The following is a 16,064-nucleotide window of genomic DNA, read 5'->3' as shown; positions in this document are numbered from 1 at the left end:
TGACGTCAACAGCTGGGGCCGTTATGGGGATGGGCTGATCAGGACGCGGGTGGCGCCGGGGACGGTGCGGGCCAGCACTTCGACGATGCGTTCGGCCTGCTCGTCGTCGCGCCCGGTCAGCCGGACGACGCCGTCTTCGACGGTGACGTCCCACGGGCCTCCGTCCGGAGCGTAGGCGGCGATGGAAGCCAGGACGTCGTCGCGGATGCGGGCGTCGCTGCGGGCCAGAGCCGCGATGAGGTCGCGGCGGCTGATGACGCCGACGATGGCGGGGCCGTCGACGACGGGGACGCTCTTGATCCTCGTCCGCGGCATCATCTCCGCCAGTTCGGCGACGTCGGTGGTGGGGCGCGCCGTGCGGACATCGCGCGTCATGACCTGCTCGACGGTGCGGGGCTCCGGTGCGCTCGGCCCACCGCTCGGCGGCCGGGCGAACGCGCGGGGGTCGGCCTCGAACGCGCCGAGCAGCAGATCCATCTCGCTGACGATTCCGAGCAGCCGGCCCGTTCGGTCGGCAACGGGCAAGGCCGTCACGTCGTGTTCGAGCAGTACCCTCATGGCCTGGCGGACGGTGGCCGACGGCGCGATCGCCACCGCGGGCGCGGTCATTGCTTCGCGGACCAGCATGAGTGTCTCCTCTCGGCGATCCTTCGACGACTTTCAGTAGTCGGTGAGGTCGGACGGGACTCCCGGGTGGTTCGTGAAGACCTGCTCGATGATCTCCCGGCGGATGTCCGGGTCGGGGCGCAAGAGCACCTTGAGCAGGTCGCGAGGACGCTGGCCTTCGGGGTGCCCTGCGGGCAGAACGCCGAGATCGTGACCTGGGCGCCGCCCACCGGCACCATCGACGGGGAGATCGACACCCGCGGGGTGGGCGTCGGTGTTGTCGGCTCCGGTGTTGTCGGCTCCGGGGTCGTCGGGACGGGCGTGGTGGGGGGAGTCGTGGGCGGGGTCGTTGTCGGCGGCGTGCGGGTCGTCGGGGTGGGGGTCGGGTCCAGGGGGTGAGCGCCAAGAGCGCGGCGAACGCGTGGACCAGGGAACTGCTGATAGACATGACCTGTCCTTGCGCGTGTCCTGCGGCACGGCCGAACCGGGGGTTCCTGATCTCAGTGCAGGCGTCGTCCTGCCGCCGAAGCAGAGGCGGAAGACGCATCCTTCACGGGACCTTCGGCCCGCCGGCAAGGGCCAGGGCCGTGCCGCCGGCGCCGCGGAGAACCCCGGGATGCGGTAGCCGAGGCCGTTCCATGGCTCGTCGGCGACGGGTCGTTGGTCGTCCGGGCTAGGGACGTTCGCCCCTGGGACATCGGCAGGCCGGTGCCGAGGATGGAGATGGACGCGATCCAGGTGAGGAGGTTCACCATGGAGACCAAACAGTGGAGTGTGGAGCTCTACATCAGCGAGGACGCCACCGACACCGACGTGCGTGCGGTGCTGTTCAGCGGCCGTCAGCAGAAGACCACCGGGCACGGGCACGCCCGCCGCAACCCGGCCGACCGCCGAATTCCGGAGATCGGCGACGAGCTGGCCGTCGCCCGAGCCCTGGCGGATCTCGCCGACCGGCTGCAGGGAATCGCGAGCGAGGACATCGCCGAACTCGCGGGTCCGGCATGAGAAACCAGGCCACGGGAACATCCCGGACCGGACATAAGGGCGTGCCGGCCGGGCCACGCAGGCGGCCGCGTCTCGCGTGCCCGCCGTCGCCACGGCGGGCACCGCGGCGGCCCCCTGGCTCGAAGCGTCCCTGAACACCGTTCTGTGGGGCGCGATCGTCCTCGTGGCCGTGCTCGCCGTGCTGCGGCTGGTGGCGGCACTGGACGCCGGCCGCCGCGCACGTCGTGGATCGTGGGAGGGCGGATGGACGTCATCGGCGGGCTCCGGCAGCGCGTGTCCGAGATCCTCTTCATTGCCGCCGCCGTGGGGCTGGTCACGGGAGCGGTCCTGCGCTGGGCGGGGCTCCCCGGCTCCGGTGACGTCGCGTGGGCGCTGGTCACCGTCGTCGTCGCCGTCCCCGCGGGTTGGTGGGTGCTGGACGGGCTGCTGCACCGCAGGTTCGGCAGCGACGTGATCGCTCTGCTCGCTCTGGCGGGCACGCTCGCCGTCGGCGAGCCCTTGGCGGGCGCCGTGATCGCGGTGATGATCACGGGTGGCCGCCTGCTGGAGGAGCGCGCCGGACGCCGCGCCCGCCGGGATCTGGGGGCGTTGCTGTCGATGGCGCCGCGCGTCGCCCACCGCCGTGGCGCGGACGGGCTGGAGACCGTCGCCGTAGATCAGGTCCGCCCTGGGGACAGGCTCCTCGTCCGGCCGGGCGAGGTCGTCCCGGTGGACGGGCAGGTGGAGCAGGGGCCCGCGGTCCTGGACGAGTCGACGCTGACCGGCGAGCCCGTCCCGGTGGAGCACGCCGAGGGCGACGGCGTGCGCAGCGGAGCCGTCAACTCCGGAAGCCCGTTCGGGTTGCGCGCGACCACCGACAGCCGCTCCAGCACCTACGCGGGGATCGTCCGGCTGGCCCGTGAGGCCGCGGCGGAGAACTCCCCGTTCGTCCGGCTCGCCGACCGCTATGCCGCGTTCTTCCTGCCAGCGACGCTGGTGCTCGCGGGGGCGGCCTGGTGGGCGGCCCGGGACCCGGTCCGCGCCGTGGCCGTGCTGGTGGTGGCGACCCCATGTCCCCTCATCCTGGCCGCGCCGATCGCCTTCGTCTCCGGCCTGTCGCGCTGCGCGCGCAGGGGAGTGGTCGTGAAGGGCGGCGGCGCGCTGGAACGCCTCGCCGAGGCCCGGGTGCTGCTGTTCGACAAGACCGGCACGGTCACGGCCGGGCACCCCGCCCTCACCGAGGTGGCCGCCGTCCCAGGGAAAAGCACTCAGGACGTACTGGGGGCGGCGGCCTCCCTCGATCAGGTATCGCCGCACGTGCTGGCGACCGCGATCGTCCGCGCGGCCCGCGAGCGCGGGTTGCCGCTCGGCACACCGTCGGAAGTGACGGAGGAGCCAGGCAAGGGGGCGCGCGGGACGGTCTCCGGGCGCGAGGTGAGCGTCGGAAAGGCCGACTGGGCAGGAGAGGGCGACCCGGCATGGGTCGAGCGGATGCGTGCCAGGGCCGCGGCGCGCGGCATGATCACCGTGTTCGTCGGCGTGGACGGGCGGCTGGCGGGGGTCCTGCTGCTGCGCGACACGGTGCGCCCCGACGCGGCCCGCACCTTCCGGCTGCTGCGCAGGGCCGGGATCGAGCGGACGGTGATGGTGACCGGCGACCGGCCGGCCGTCGCTGAGCCGATCGCCGAGCTGGTGGGCGCCGACGGCGTCCACGCGGGACAGAGCCCCGCGGGCAAGGTCGAGATCGCGCGGGCCGAGACCGCCCGTGCGGCCACGGTCATGGTCGGCGACGGCGTCAACGACGCCCCGGCGCTGGCGGCGGCCGGCGTGGGCGTCGCGCTCGGCGCCCGCGGCGCGACGGCCGCCTCCGAGACCGCCGACGTCGTGATCACGGTCGACCGCCTGGAGCGGCTGGCCGAGACGCTCGCGATCGCCCGGCGGACCCGCTCGATCGCCCGCCAGAGCGCCCTGCTCGGAATGGGCCTGTCACTGGTGGCCATGCTCGCTGCCGCGTTCGGCTTCCTCGCGCCGGCGGTCGGTGCGCTTCTGCAGGAGGGCATCGACCTCGCGGCGATCCTCGGGGCCCTGCGTGCGCTCGGCCCCGGACGCGACAGCACGCCCCGGCTGCGCGGCGACGAAGCGGAACTGGTTCGCCGGCTCGACGACGAGCACCGCGCGCTGCGGCCCCGCATCGACCGGCTTCCCGACCTCGCCGAGAAGATCGCCGGGACGGACCGCCAGACGCGCGACGCGGCGCTCGACACCGTCGGCGGGCTCCTGCGGGACATCGCCGACCATGAGCGCCGGGACGAGGACCAGCTCTATCCCGCCGTGGCCCGCGCGCTGGGCGGATCGGACCCGACCGGCGTCATGAGCCGAGGCCACACCGAGATCGCCGACCTGACCCGCCGCATCGGCCTGCTCTCCGCCGAGCTGCGCGACAGACCGGACTCCGCGGGCACGGCCGTCGACCTCCGCGCGACGATCCAGGAGCTGCACGCGGTCCTGCGGCTGCACTTCGCGCAGGAAGAGGAGAACTACTTCGTGCTCGCCGACGAGCCCGCCCCGACTCCACGGTGACGCCTCCTCGATGAGGGACCTACGCCTCTGGTCTCCTCGGGCTTGACAAACGAGCCTGGGAGGACGCGACGGGAGGTGAGGACATGAGCGTTCTCGTCGGGTACGCGAGCGTTCACGGGTCGACCAGGAGCATCGCCGAGCGGATCGCGAGCGTGCTCGCCGATCGGGGCGTGCAGGTGACGATCCGCCCGATGGCCGAGGCCGGCGAGGTGGGGCACCATGAGGCGTTCGTCCTCGGAAGCGCGATCCACAGCCGAGCGTGGCTGCCCGAGGCGATCGACTTCGTCTCGCGAAGCCGGGGGGTGCTCAGCCGGCGCCCCGTGTGGTTGTTCAGCGTCGGCATGCCCGCCGCGCTGCGCGGCCCCTGGCGGGCCTTCGCCGGTAAAGAGGCGTCCGCGGTGCTGGCGGGGCCGCTCACCGATATCGACGCACGCGATCACGAGCTGTTCTCGGGCGTCATCGCCGCCGAGCACTTACCGCGTACGGGCCGAGTGCTGTTCAGGGCGATGGGATGCAGGTACGGCGACTACCGCGATTGGGCTCTCGTGGACGCATACGCAGCCGGTGTGGCTGACGCGCTCCGATCTCTCCGGAACGGCCCCGTTCCTTCGCAGTCCGATCACATCGCCGGTAACCAGCGGAACACAAAGGCGCACAAGAGCCGACCCGGCTCCTGAGCGGATCCGATTCGCGATCGTTTCACCGGACCCGGCGGGCGACCAGTTCCTCGCGAAGCCGGTCGCGGGCTCGCCGGAGCGAGCTGCTGAGCCGGACGGCGCCGGTCTCCGGTGCCCGCAGCCGGGTGATCTGCCCGGGTAATGCCGCGAGTTCCCCGGCGAGCCGGTCCCGGATGGTGGAGAAGGGCTCGGAGACGGTCGTCCGTCCGCCCCGCATCACCGGGACGAGCAGCGGCTCGGTGCCCGGGGGCGCCGGCTCGTCCCGGAGGGAGATGATGTCGCCCTGCGGCCTGCGGTACACCTGCTTGGCGCCAGGTGCGGTGGCCTTGCCGGCGGACAGCTTCATCACGTGCCGGTCGCCGTAGGAGACGAGCTTGTAAGCGCTGTCGAGGAAGGGCGCATCGGCGGAGACCCCCATCCTGGTACCCACTCCGTAGGTGTCGATGGGAGCGCCGCCTGCTGCGATCTCCGCGATCCGGTACTCGTCGAGCCCGCCGCTGGCCACGATCCGGGTCTGCGTCATGCCGGCTTGGTCGAGGGTGCGGCGTGCCGCCACCGCCAGCGCGCCGAGGTCTCCGGAGTCGAGCCGGACGCCCGGCAGGTGGTGGAGGCCGGCCCGCCGGGCCACGCGTATGGCGGTTCTGACGCCGTCCAGGGGGTACAGACGAAAGTCCTAGCCCCACAGTGACGAAACGACCCAGAGCTCCGGGTGCCGCATAACGGGCGCGTCGCCAGGCCAAGCTGGCGGTTCTACTCGAAGGTTCCCAGGGGCGCGGCTTCACGGCTCGCTCGTCGGGACCGGTCGCGCGGCGCAGCAGCGGGTACAGTTCGGCAACCGGCACATCTCGCCGTGACGCCGCTCGCCGCAGGCCATGCACACGGGGCGCATCCATTGGGATCGACATGACTCTTCCTGTCGACCGCCATCCAAGCATTTACGTCTCGCTTGCCTTCAAGGGGAACAAGCAGGGGGAGATGCCGCGAAGTGGGCGTGTGGATTGAGGTGGTCGCATGGATCAGTTCGATTGGCAACCGTTCGGGCTTCCCGGAGCGTCCCTTCCATATGTAGTGGACGTCGGCGTCAGTAAAGTCAATCTCGATCCCTTCAGCTTCAATCCGAATATCAAGAACTACACGTACTGGGTGGCCGGGGGACGGGGGCCTGTACCGAACACGCTTCGGCGTGGAGGAGCTTGAGCAGGTGGCCTCTCCCGGAGACCTGGCCCGGGTCGCCGTCTCGCCGGACATGAGCGTCTGGTGCGCGGACCGGGGAGGGCAGGGCCTGGGCAATGCACGGCAACTCCAACTGGTCACGCGTCCTGCTGCCGCAGAACGATTTCGTCGTGGACGTCGACGTCGCCGGCGACCAGTCGGTCTGGCTGTTGACGAGGAACGGGCGGTACTACGTCAAGCGCAACGACGCCTCGACGCCGCAACTGGTCCCGCTCTTCATCACCATCAGCGGCGTGACCGGGGTCGCGCAACCGGATTTCGACGACCCTGAGCACTCCGCCGGGACGGCGTGGGCCACGACCGACTTCGGCGGGCCCGGCAGGCTCATGATCAGTAACGGTGTCTGGGAACCGAACTCCAGCACCTTCCAAGGGATCACCGACCTGTCCAAGGGGTCAGCGAGTTCAGCGAACCTGTGGATGATCACGGCGGACGGCTCCATCTGGACGACGAAGGACGGACAGACCCGGCAGCGCATGGGAAACATCACCGCGAAACGGATCGCGGCCGACTACACCGACCTCGTCGCATGCGCCGTCGATCCCGACGGGCGCGCTTGGGTCTGGCAAAAGGTCGTCGCCACCTCACCGCCGCCCCACCCATCGACGCCGCCGCAACCGCCACCGCCACCGACTCCGGGCGTTCAGGCGCCGTCCTTACAGGTGACGAGCACCGGCAGCGGCCAGAGCACGGTCTACAAGATGACAGGTTCGGGCTTCGTCCCGAACGCACAGGTGCACATCCGAGCCGTGGAAATCATCGATGGCCAGGCGAACGAGATATTCCGGCTGACCATTGCGGACGGCGCCGGCAAGATGGCCTTCGACCTCGCGGTGCCCTGCCAGTCGGGTGAGACCTTCAGCTTCTCCGCCAACGACGGCCGCGTGCAATCAGGGGACTTCACCCAGACACTTTGGAGCAACACGGTCACTCTGCAGTGCCCGTAAACGGATCAGTGGGCCGCCGTCCCGGTGACGTTCGAGCACCGCCCCGGCGTCCGCGGCCGGGTGCCGTCGGGTGGAGGGAGCGTGGCCGGATGCTCGTGGTGAAGGGGCCGAGGCGCAACACTAGTGGAAGATGATCTTGCTTGGTGTGGAATCCAGCAGAGCGGAGACTTCACATTGTTGCTGATCAAAGAGTTTCGTCAGTACCCCAGGGTGTCGTAGGTGCCCACCGGCAGGGTCGAGCGGTCGGGGAAGTCGGCGGTGAAGGTCGTGAAGGCGCGTTCCTCATCGGAGAACGCCTCGATGTAGGAATGCGCCATCGTCCCGACCGCGGGGATGCCGTAGCGGCGTGCGGCCTCGACGTTGCTCGTGCCCCCGAAACCGGCGATGTGTGATGCCCGGGCGACGGCCATGGCGGCGTCGACGCCCTGCGTCCGGCGGGAGGAGAAGTCGATCACCTCTGCGCCGGCGGCCGCCTGGACGCAGCGGACGGCCTTGGTGGCGACCAAGGACTGGAAGGTGACGTGGTTGAGCAGGACCGTCTCCACCACCTGCGCTTCGGTGATCGGTGCGGTGATCTCCAGGAGGGGTTCACCGGCGAAGACGACGCGCCCCTCCGGTACCGCCCACACGTCTCCTGTGAACCGCAGGTCCTCCAGCGCCCGAAGCGTACCGGTGCCGAACCGCTGCCGCCGTCCCAGGTAGTCGATGTCCTCGGGTGAGAACCGGTAGCACTCGAGGAACGACAGGCAGTCGGCCAGCCCGCAGGCGACCAGGAAGCCGCGATCGGCGGGCAGGCCGCGGGCGAACAGGCTGAAGGTCGCGCGATCGGTCATCCCGTGCTCGAGATGGCTCGCCGCCATCGTCAACTCGTACAGGTCGGTGAACAACCCGCCGGTCATGCCGTCATCCCTTCCCTGGGGAAGCATCCTGACCGGGGCTTATGCCGCTCGACCCGTGGCCGCCGGAATGGCGAGACGCAGCCTGCTGCGGCGGATGAGCATCTGAACGTTCTCGGTCGTGACGATTCCGAGCAGGTGGTGGTCGGCGACCACCACCGCGATGAGGTCGCCCATGAACGGCGGGTAGGAAAGCACCGTGGTCGCGGGTTCGTCGGGGCCGACGATGCGTCCGGCCTGCAGCGGCACCGCGAGCGTGCCGAGCGTGACGTCGGCGTCCCCGGCGGGTACGCGCGCGAGCCGTTCCACCGTCACGACGCCGACGGGACCCCCGCCGGCGTCGATGACGGGGAAGACCTTCTGGCGTGACGCCAGGGCGACGGTCTCGATGAAGGCGCCGGCCGGTTGCCAGGTCCATCCGTGATCGGGATGGGGCGTCATGATGTCGGCGATCCGCCGGTCGGCGGCGGCTTCGCGCAGGTCGGTCCAACGGTCCTCGGCCTTCGCCGAGCTGGTGATGAACCATCCGACCAGGACCAGCCACAGCCCGTCGAACCAGCCGCCGATCAGCAGGGCGGCCAGGCCGCCGCCGATCATGGCGCGGCCCATCGCCAGCCCGGCGCGGTCGGCGGCGTGGGCGGCGCTGATCCGATCGCCGCGGCGGCGCCACAGCAGCCCGCGCAGGATCCTGCCGCCGTCCAGGGGGGCGCCCGGGAGGAGGTTGAAGAGCGCGATGGCGCCGTTCGTGATCGCCAGCCAGGCGAGCGACGCGGTGGAGAGCGGCGATGCGCCGAACGCGCCGGCCACCGCCCAGGCGGCGGTGAAGACGGCAGCCATGGCGCCACTCGTCGCCGGCCCCACCGCGGCGATGCGCAGGTCTGCACCCGAGTTGGGAGGCTCGCCTTCCAGCTCGGCCACGCCGCCGAGCATCCACAGCGTGATCGAGTTCACCCGGACGCCGTGCCGGCGGGCGACCACCGCGTGGGCGAGTTCGTGCGCGGCCAGCGAGCCCAGGAAGAGCGCCGCCGTGACCAGCGCGGCCAGCCACCGCGCTCCGGCGGGCGCGGACGGCAGGATCGATTGGGCCAGGATGTCGGCGATCAGGATCACGGTGACGACGGCGGACCAGTTCAGGCCGACGGGGACGCCTCCGATCGTGCCGAGCTTGAACGTCTGTTTCATGGCGACCTCTCGGTGACGCTCCCAGCGTCGTTCGCCGGACGGCTGGCGGGCAGGGCCGAAGGACCCGCTTCACGCGGGCAAGGGCCCATGAGACGGCGGAGGCCACCGCCGTTAGCCGCGGGCGCGGACGATGGCGACTGAGCAGTCGGCATGGTGGATCACCCCGTGCGAGACCGAGCCGATCGGCATGATGCGCCCGCGCGATCCGACGACCACCAGGTCGGCGTGCGCGGACGCCATGACCAGCGCGGCCACGGGGTGCCCGACGTCGACGTCCTCGATGACCTTGACCTCCGGGTAGCGGTCCTGCCAGGGCGCCAGCGCCGCGGCGAGATGGCTCCGGAGTGTGTTCGCCGCGGTCTGCAGATCCACGCCCGCCTCCACGGCGAGCGGCGCCGGCCGCCAGGCGTGGAGCGCCCGCAGCCGCGCACCGCGCGCCTTCGCCGCGGCGAACGCGTGGTCGAGCTGCGGCGCGGGATCCTCGAGCAGGTCCAGGCCGACGATGACCTCGCCCACCGGTTCGACGTCCTGCCCTCGCACGATGGTCAGCGGGACGGGCAGGCGGCCGGCGAGGTGGAGCGCCGTCGAGCCCAGCAGCAGTTCGGCGAAGCCGCCGCGGCCGCGATGGCCGATCACGACCTCCGCGGCCCCGGCGGCGCACCGCTTCAGGACCGCGGACGCGCTGCCGTCGCGAATGAGATCGGCCTCGACCTTGAGCTCCGGCCGGCGGCGCAGCGCGAGATCACGCCCCGTCCGCAGAATGGGATTCCAGGACTCCACGAGCGCCCGGACGCCGTTTCCGGCCTGGTTCGGCAGGCCATGGGCGGCTGTGCCCACGACGTGGACGATCCGCAGGTTCCGGCCGGTCCGCGCGGCTTCGTCGGCCGCCCAGCCGATGGCACGGTTCGATGGAGCGGAGCCGTCCGCTCCGACGATGATGAACTCTCGCTCTTCCGGCATTGGAGCTCCTTCACAAACGTCATGGAGAACTCGGTAGCTCCGGCAGGAGCAGTTCGCGGGCCTGCCGGAGCGCCGCCGCCTTCGCATCGCCCGCCGGGACGGAAACGGTGCTCTCCAGCGCCTGGGCCATGACCTGCAGCGCCTCGGTCAAGGCGGCGACGCGGCGCTCCAGGACCGCGACGCGATGCTCCAGGGCCATCACGGAGCTGCCCGCGGACTCGAAAGTGATCTGCCTGGACATGACCGCTCCTCTGGCCGGCCGTGGCACCCGATGGCGGCCACGCTTCCCTATTCAAGAGTTCGTCAGGTGTTCACCTGCCTGTAGGGACCTTCGTCCCGGCGACGGCGCCGACAGACCCGATATGGCAAGGCCCTCGGCCGTTGGCCCGACGGCCGCGCAGACGGCGGCGGTCCTACTCGACGACAGATTCACGAACGGGGGACTTTCGCCCCTGTGGAGGAACGGGTATCGCCGGCAAGCCTGAAATGAAGGAGAGCGCACGCACAGCCGCGGGGCATGGGCGTCCGCGACGCCTCACCGAGGAGGGAACATGTCCGAATCGATCGTCGTCGGCATCGATGGGTCCGAATGCGCGAACCTCGCCCTCGACTGGGCCGCCGACGAGGCCGTCCGGCGCCGGCGGCCCCTGCACATCGTCCATGCCGTCGACAACACGCCGTACCGCGCGCCGCTGTTCACCCCGCCCGAGACGGTCGAGCGCCTGACGCGGATGAGCCATCGCGTCCTGGACGACGCGCGGGAGCGGGTCGGCCGGCGCCGCCCGGAGCTGCAGACCACGACGTTGCTGGTGGCCGAGTACGCGCCCAAGGCTCTGCAACTGCAGTCGGAGAACGCCTACGAACTCGTCCTCGGCAACCGCGGGCACGGCGGTTTCGCCAGCATGCTGCTCGGCTCGACGAGCCTGCGGATGGCGGCCCGGACGACCGTCCCGCTCGTGATCGTCCGGGGCGACACCGACGACCGGGGCGAGGTGGTCGTCGGCCTCGACCTGAGCAAGGACGAGGAGACGACCCTGAGCTACGCCTTCGACGTCGCGGCCCTACGCGAGGCTCGCCTGCGGGTGGTCCATGCCTGGCTGATGTACCCGACCTACGTCGAGGCGGGATACGCCCCCGACGACGAGAAGGTCGAGGCGGAGATCCGCAAGCAGGTCGCGTCCGCGGTCGCCCCATGGCGCGCCAAGTACCCGCAGGTCGACGTGGTGGAAGAGGTCGTCATCGAGCACCCCGTGGCCGCGCTCGCCAATGCCTCGCGCAGCGCCCGCCTGGTGGTCACCGGGGCGCACGAGCGCAGCTGGAACGCGCCGCGGCTGGGGTCGATCAGCCATGGGGCGATCCACCACGCGCACTGCCCGGTCGCCGTGGTTCCCCGCTGACGGGCGCATCCAGAACGAAGCCGGCTCGGCCGGGGAGGACGAGATGAACGGTGAACGATGGCCGGTCCATGTGGAGGGCCGGCTGGACGGCGAGCCGTCACGGTGGCTGTGGCTGGTGAAGTGGCTGCTGCTGATCCCGCACTACGTCGTGCTGTTCTTCCTCGGGATCGCGTTCACGGCGCTCACCGTGGTGGCCTTCTTCGTCATCCTGGTCACCGGCCGCTACCCGAGGACGATCTTCGACTTCAACGCCGGCGTGCTCCGCTGGGCCTGGCGTGTCGCCTTCTACGGCTACGGCGCGCTGGGCACCGACAGTTACCCGCCGTTCACGCTCGCGGACGATCCGACGTATCCCGCCCGCCTCTCGATCGACGCTCCGGAGCGGCTCTCGCGCGGTCTGGTGCTGGTGAAGTGGTGGCTGCTGGCGATCCCGCACTACCTGGTGGTCTCGCTGCTCATCGGTGGCAGCATGGGGGCAGAGCATTGGGGCTGGGACACCCCCGGCCTGGATGCCCTGCTAGTGCTCATCGTCGCCATAGCGCTGCTGTTCACGGGTAGGTACCCGCGCGGGCTCTTCGACCTGGTGATGGGGATCGCGCGCTGGGTGCTCCGGGTGGCGGGCTATGCGTTCCTCATGACCGACCGATACCCGCCGTTCAAGCTGGACATGGGCGGTTCCGATCCGGACGACTTGGGCGGCGGCGTTCGGGAGACCCGCCTGTAGGCACGCGGGGCTGTGAGGCCGGCCTGACCGTCATACGTCAGGCGGGCCTCACGGCATGACCGTGGTGTAGATGAGCGTGCGGGAGCACAGGACGGCTCCCAGCGCGGCTCGGGCCGCCGCTGAAGCCGATACGGCAGGAGCTCGTCGAGCCCTGCCCTGATCCTGGCGGACAGGATCGCCAGATCAGGAACCGCATCGCGATCGCCGGTGAGGCCGAATGCGAGCGCGCCATCGTAAGAGATGACCGCGATGGAGATCCGGCGTCCACTACGACCCGCAGGATACGGACAACTTCACCACGCACTCCGCCCACACAGGACCAGATCGGCTCCATCATGCTGATCCTGATGGGGCTGTCCTTGGTGATCTTGATGCCGCTGCTTGTCCTCAAGCCCGGCTGGGAGGCCTACCGCGAAGGCCACAACAAGCGCGGCTGAGGCGGGCACCACCGGTTCCCTTGATCGGCGGTGGGTTCCCGCATCGAACGGATCGCCCAAGGCGTGCGTGTGCATGGCGGCCTGCGGGATGAACCCGACGAGCCACTCGACCTCGGCAACTCGGGGACCGCCACTCGGCTGTTCGCCGGGGTCTGCGCCGCTCGGGACGGGTACGCGGTTCTGACCGGGGACAGGTACCTTCACGCCCGGCCGGTGAACCGGGTCACCGCCCCCTGCGGTCCATGGGCGTCCGCGATCCTGCTCGCCGGCCTTTCCGCGGACGGGCGGACCAGCGTCCTCGAACCGGTGGTCACCGGGCGGCACACCGAAGACATGCTGCACGACTTCGGCGCGGAGGTCGTGGTCGAGGGGAGGAGCGTGTCGGTCGAACGCTCGGTCCTGGCGGCGACCGATGTGGACGTGCCCGGCGACCCGTCGGCGGCGGCCTTCTGGATCGTCGCCGGTCTGAGCGTGCCGGACGCCTCGGTGACGGTGGAGAACGTCTACCTCGGTCCCGGCCGGATCGGCTTCGCAGATGTCCTGCGGCGCATGGGCGCCCAACTCGATGTCGATCCCGCATGCAGTGTCCTGCCCTCCAAGCACAGCCCCCCGCACGGCATCGACATCGGCCCGGATGACATCCCCTCCATCATCGATGAAGTGCCCATCATCGCGGTCGCTGCGGCCTCCGCTACCGGAACCACCACTATTCGCGGTGCGGAAGAACTACGCGTCAAGGAGAGCGACCGCATCACCAGCACTGTCCGCATGCTCCAAGCGTTCGGGACTCGGGTTCGGGAGACATCGGACGGCATGATCATCGAAGCGGCCAGATCCCGCACGCGGCCGAGATCGACAGCCGTGGAGACCATCGCATCGCGATGGCGGCGTGCGTCAACGCGCTCAACGCGTCCGGAACCACGATCACCCACGGATGGCACTCGGTGGGCACCGGCTACCCAGGGTTCCCGCGTGACCTGGCCGCCCTGACTGGTCAGCCGACCCCATTGGCCGTCGCCGCCGGCATGCACCCCTGAGGACGCGGCGCGGCCGGTCCAGCACCGACTGTTCGCCCTGGACCGCCCTCGCCCCTGCCCTACAGGACGTGTCCGGTGGATTGTGAAAGCTCGCCGCGGCCATCGGCGGCGCCCCCGCCGGTCTCCTGGAGACCTGCACCGCCGAACGCCACGGCGTCGGTGTAGCGCTGGCGGCGCGACGAGGATGACGGTCAGATCGATGCTCGCGAAGCGCTGGACACGGCCGCGGATCTCCTCGGTGGTCATCGGCTCGTCGCGTCCGGGCGGCGGCACGTACTCGACGGTGTGCACGCGTCCGGGGACGGACCCGTGGACATAGGCAACCGTGCTCTGAGCGGACCCAGCCGCCGACGGGCAGCGCGTCCAGCCCGTCCGCCTCCACCATCCCCCGCCGCGATCGAAATGCCCGGCGAACAGCGGCTCCCCCTTCGCTGCGAACCCCGTGATCCGTGCGGTCCTCGTCGCCGGCCCGCTGGCGGGCGTTACGTCCCATGTCGTCCGGAGTCTTCGTGGAGATGGTCGGTTCTCCGTAGGCTCCTTGCGGGGCGGGGGAGGAGCCGGTGGGCGCGAATGGCGAGTTCCATCTCGAATCGCCATGCCGGGTCGTGGAGCTGGTCTCCGAACAGTTCGTCGAGGCGGCGCATGCGGTAGCGGACGGTCTGGGGATGCAGGTGGAGCCGGACGGCGGCCTGCGCTTGGGAGCCCGTGCTCAGCCAGGCCAGCAGGGTTTCGAGAAGCCGCCGGCGTGGTTCGGGGTCGAGCTGCTCCAGTGCGGCCATGCGGCGTTCGATCAGCCGGCGTGTCAGGTGCTCGTCGTTGAGCAGGAGCAGGGTGGAAAGGTGGTCGTCGCAGCGGACGTGGTCGGCGCCGGGGAACGCCCCTTGGCGGAGCAGGGCCAGGGCGTGTTCGGCGGTGCGCAGCGACTGCGCCGCCTCGGTCACGCCGACGCGGGTGCCGATGGCGAAGCGGATCCCTTCGAGCCCCCGGCGCAGCCGGTCGATCCGGCCCGGGCGGTCGGGTTCGGGGAGGATCAGGCGGGGTTCGGGTTGGCGGAGGTCGCTGAGCACGTCGGGCTCGAGGGCGGGAGGCAGGCGCTCGCCGGTCTCCCATGGCCGGTCGAGCACGACGCAGGCGATTGATCGCGGGACGGTCCATCGCGCCGCGCTCGCCGCCCGCGACAGGACGCTCGGGCCGAGGGTCCCGGGCTCGGCCAGGATGACCTGCAGCAGACGCCGCCGGTTCCTGCGCAGCGCTGCGGTGCCGTCGTCGGTCAGCTCGGTGTAGGAGCGGAGTGCGTGGCCGCAGAGTTCTTCGGTGGAGGCGAAGACCGCCTCGGTCAGACGGTAGAGCTGGTCGGCGGTCGCGCCGGATCGTCGGACGGCCTCGCCCAGCCGGCGCCAGGCGAACCGTGCGCCGGCCTGGTAGGCGCGTTGCAGGAGGACGGGGCCGACGCCGTGGAGGTAGGCGCTTCGTCCCAGGGCCCGGTGCATCCTCGCCCGGTCTTCGGGGGATCTCGTCGGATCGGCGATGTTCCTGATGAACGCCCGCAGTTTCCGGTCGATGGCGGACGGGGCGCCGCGTTCGGAGGAGTGCGGCAAAGCCCGGGCGATCTCCGGCATCGACCGCCAGACGTCCTCCAGGACCCTCTCCGGCAGATCCGGCAGCCAGGACTGGAAGTACAGCGCGAGCGATTGGTCTTCGAGGCCGCCGCCGGCCTCGAAGGAGGGTAAAGGGCTCCACTCCGTAGGGATGGACTCGTTCATCAGCCGTGCTCCTTGCCGGCCGCTATGGACGGGCCTATCGACCCGATGATGGCGGACACCGTTCGCACCAGCCGGTCGGCGAACGTCTCGACGTCGAGGGGGTCGTCGCCTTCCACGACCCAGGTGTTGATCAGGGTCGCCCAGCCGCCGGTGAGGAAGGCCGCGAGGTCCTCGATCTCCTGCGGCGCGAGGTCCCCGCCCCACAGGAGCCGGACGGCATCCCGGTTGTGCGGCAGGAAGAACCGGGTCAGCGCCTGGTTGACCCCGAAGGCGCAGGAGCTGGTCAGGATCGCCCGGTAGAACGGCCGGTGGTCCGCGAAGTGCCCGACCACGGCCGCCGCCGTAGCGTGCAGGTCGGGGTTGTCGGGCAGCTCGGACAGCCCTGGCAGCAGTTCCCGGCGCAGCAGGTCGAGTGCGGCCTCCAGCAGCAGGACGTCGCGGTTGCCGAACTGCTGGTACACCACCTGCCGGCTCACGTCCGCGGTTTCGGCGATCTCCGAGAGCGGTACGGCGGCCGTCTCGCGGCGGGACACCAGGTCGATCGCGGCGCTGATGAGGGAGGACCTTGACCGGCGGACCCGGCGGTCCAGGGCGGGGGCGATCGACGTCGGCTCGGCTTCCACGCCGACGATGATGGACAA

General features: G+C 70.8%; 15 protein-coding genes and 2 pseudogenes. 7 read left to right on the top strand and 10 right to left on the bottom strand.

The window, feature by feature from the left end:
* Positions 1-21: 21 nt before the first annotated feature.
* Positions 22-627 carry a CBS domain-containing protein gene (locus AB0C78_RS22415; protein WP_360750838.1) on the bottom strand — a complete coding sequence of 202 codons (606 nt, stop codon included), beginning with the start codon at positions 625-627 and terminating at the stop codon, positions 22-24.
* 33 nt (positions 628-660) lie between these two features.
* Positions 661-1,083, bottom strand: a complete 423-nt coding sequence (locus AB0C78_RS22410; RefSeq protein ID WP_360750836.1) for a hypothetical protein — start codon at positions 1,081-1,083, stop codon at positions 661-663.
* Between the two features lie 246 nt (positions 1,084-1,329).
* Here AB0C78_RS22410 and AB0C78_RS22405 point away from each other — a divergent pair, with 246 nt between their 5' ends.
* From AB0C78_RS22405 to AB0C78_RS22395, 3 genes are all read left to right on the top strand, one after another.
* Positions 1,330-1,611 (top strand): DUF1876 domain-containing protein, encoded by a 282-nt coding sequence (locus AB0C78_RS22405; protein WP_360750834.1) that lies wholly within the window; start codon positions 1,330-1,332, stop codon positions 1,609-1,611.
* A gap of 243 nt (positions 1,612-1,854) precedes the next feature.
* Positions 1,855-4,170 carry a heavy metal translocating P-type ATPase gene (locus AB0C78_RS22400; protein ID WP_360750832.1) on the top strand — a complete coding sequence of 772 codons (2,316 nt, stop codon included), beginning with the start codon at positions 1,855-1,857 and terminating at the stop codon, positions 4,168-4,170.
* An 83-nt stretch (positions 4,171-4,253) separates the two neighbouring features.
* A complete protein-coding gene (locus tag AB0C78_RS22395; protein WP_360750830.1) occupies positions 4,254-4,847 on the top strand; it encodes a flavodoxin domain-containing protein in 594 nt (197 codons plus the stop codon).
* 22 nt (positions 4,848-4,869) lie between these two features.
* On the opposite strand, the gene AB0C78_RS22390 is transcribed toward AB0C78_RS22395, so the two are convergent.
* Positions 4,870-5,475, bottom strand: a complete 606-nt coding sequence (locus tag AB0C78_RS22390; RefSeq protein ID WP_360750828.1) for a hypothetical protein — start codon at positions 5,473-5,475, stop codon at positions 4,870-4,872.
* 661 nt (positions 5,476-6,136) lie between these two features.
* Between AB0C78_RS22390 and AB0C78_RS22385 the strand changes: the two genes are divergently transcribed.
* Positions 6,137-7,027: a hypothetical protein gene (locus AB0C78_RS22385; RefSeq protein ID WP_360750826.1), complete on the top strand. Its 891-nt coding sequence runs from the start codon at positions 6,137-6,139 to the stop codon at positions 7,025-7,027.
* Positions 7,028-7,224: 197 nt separating this feature from the next.
* On the opposite strand, the gene AB0C78_RS22380 is transcribed toward AB0C78_RS22385, so the two are convergent.
* The 4 genes from AB0C78_RS22380 to AB0C78_RS22365 all read right to left on the bottom strand — a co-directional run bounded on the left by AB0C78_RS22380 (position 7,225) and on the right by AB0C78_RS22365 (position 10,306).
* Positions 7,225-7,926, bottom strand: coding sequence for a nicotinate phosphoribosyltransferase (locus AB0C78_RS22380; protein WP_360750824.1), 702 nt, complete (start codon positions 7,924-7,926; stop codon positions 7,225-7,227).
* A 39-nt stretch (positions 7,927-7,965) separates the two neighbouring features.
* On the bottom strand, positions 7,966-9,105 hold the full coding sequence (locus AB0C78_RS22375; protein WP_360750822.1) for a site-2 protease family protein: 1,140 nt from the start codon (positions 9,103-9,105) through the stop codon (positions 7,966-7,968).
* Positions 9,106-9,216: 111 nt separating this feature from the next.
* Positions 9,217-10,065 (bottom strand): universal stress protein, encoded by an 849-nt coding sequence (locus AB0C78_RS22370; RefSeq protein WP_360750820.1) that lies wholly within the window; start codon positions 10,063-10,065, stop codon positions 9,217-9,219.
* A 19-nt stretch (positions 10,066-10,084) separates the two neighbouring features.
* Positions 10,085-10,306, bottom strand: coding sequence for a hypothetical protein (locus AB0C78_RS22365; RefSeq protein WP_360750818.1), 222 nt, complete (start codon positions 10,304-10,306; stop codon positions 10,085-10,087).
* Positions 10,307-10,616: 310 nt separating this feature from the next.
* Here AB0C78_RS22365 and AB0C78_RS22360 point away from each other — a divergent pair, with 310 nt between their 5' ends.
* Positions 10,617-11,462 (top strand): universal stress protein, encoded by an 846-nt coding sequence (locus AB0C78_RS22360; protein ID WP_360750816.1) that lies wholly within the window; start codon positions 10,617-10,619, stop codon positions 11,460-11,462.
* 43 nt (positions 11,463-11,505) lie between these two features.
* A complete protein-coding gene (locus AB0C78_RS22355) occupies positions 11,506-12,186 on the top strand; it encodes a DUF4389 domain-containing protein (protein ID WP_360750814.1) in 681 nt (226 codons plus the stop codon).
* Here the strand turns inward: AB0C78_RS22355 and AB0C78_RS22350 are convergent.
* Positions 12,084-12,461: pseudogene (locus AB0C78_RS22350) on the bottom strand (WS/DGAT domain-containing protein); the annotation flags it as partial. The gene AB0C78_RS22355 and the pseudogene AB0C78_RS22350 sit on opposite strands and share 103 nt — an antisense overlap.
* Positions 12,462-12,653: 192 nt before the next feature.
* On the opposite strand from AB0C78_RS22350, the pseudogene AB0C78_RS22345 reads away from it, so the two are divergent.
* Positions 12,654-13,660: pseudogene (locus AB0C78_RS22345) on the top strand (hypothetical protein).
* 482 nt (positions 13,661-14,142) lie between these two features.
* Here the strand turns inward: AB0C78_RS22345 and AB0C78_RS22340 are convergent.
* Entirely contained in the window at positions 14,143-15,423 is a 1,281-nt protein-coding gene (locus AB0C78_RS22340) for a helix-turn-helix domain-containing protein (RefSeq protein WP_360750812.1), read from the bottom strand.
* Complete coding sequence (locus tag AB0C78_RS22335; protein ID WP_360750810.1) at positions 15,423-16,064, bottom strand: TetR family transcriptional regulator; 642 nt, start codon at positions 16,062-16,064, stop codon at positions 15,423-15,425. Before AB0C78_RS22335 ends, AB0C78_RS22340 begins: the two co-directional genes overlap by 1 nt.

The organism is Actinomadura sp. NPDC048394, from assembly GCF_040651755.1.
GTDB lineage: Bacteria > Actinomycetota > Actinomycetes > Streptosporangiales > Streptosporangiaceae > Spirillospora > Spirillospora montaniterrae.
This window is presented reverse-complemented; position numbering and strand designations above follow the sequence as displayed.

Coding starts and splice junctions, on each gene's coding strand:
- AB0C78_RS22415 (WP_360750838.1), bottom strand. CDS start 627: ATGCTGGTCCGCGAAGCAATGACCGCGCCCGCGGTGGCGATCGCGCCG.
- AB0C78_RS22400 (WP_360750832.1), top strand. CDS start 1,855: ATGGACGTCATCGGCGGGCTCCGGCAGCGCGTGTCCGAGATCCTCTTC.
- AB0C78_RS22360 (WP_360750816.1), top strand. CDS start 10,617: ATGTCCGAATCGATCGTCGTCGGCATCGATGGGTCCGAATGCGCGAAC.
- AB0C78_RS22385 (WP_360750826.1), top strand. CDS start 6,137: ATGCACGGCAACTCCAACTGGTCACGCGTCCTGCTGCCGCAGAACGAT.
- AB0C78_RS22405 (WP_360750834.1), top strand. CDS start 1,330: ATGGACGCGATCCAGGTGAGGAGGTTCACCATGGAGACCAAACAGTGG.
- AB0C78_RS22375 (WP_360750822.1), bottom strand. CDS start 9,105: ATGAAACAGACGTTCAAGCTCGGCACGATCGGAGGCGTCCCCGTCGGC.
- AB0C78_RS22380 (WP_360750824.1), bottom strand. CDS start 7,926: ATGACCGGCGGGTTGTTCACCGACCTGTACGAGTTGACGATGGCGGCG.
- AB0C78_RS22395 (WP_360750830.1), top strand. CDS start 4,254: ATGAGCGTTCTCGTCGGGTACGCGAGCGTTCACGGGTCGACCAGGAGC.
- AB0C78_RS22370 (WP_360750820.1), bottom strand. CDS start 10,065: ATGCCGGAAGAGCGAGAGTTCATCATCGTCGGAGCGGACGGCTCCGCT.
- AB0C78_RS22340 (WP_360750812.1), bottom strand. CDS start 15,423: ATGAACGAGTCCATCCCTACGGAGTGGAGCCCTTTACCCTCCTTCGAG.
- AB0C78_RS22355 (WP_360750814.1), top strand. CDS start 11,506: ATGAACGGTGAACGATGGCCGGTCCATGTGGAGGGCCGGCTGGACGGC.
- AB0C78_RS22365 (WP_360750818.1), bottom strand. CDS start 10,306: ATGTCCAGGCAGATCACTTTCGAGTCCGCGGGCAGCTCCGTGATGGCC.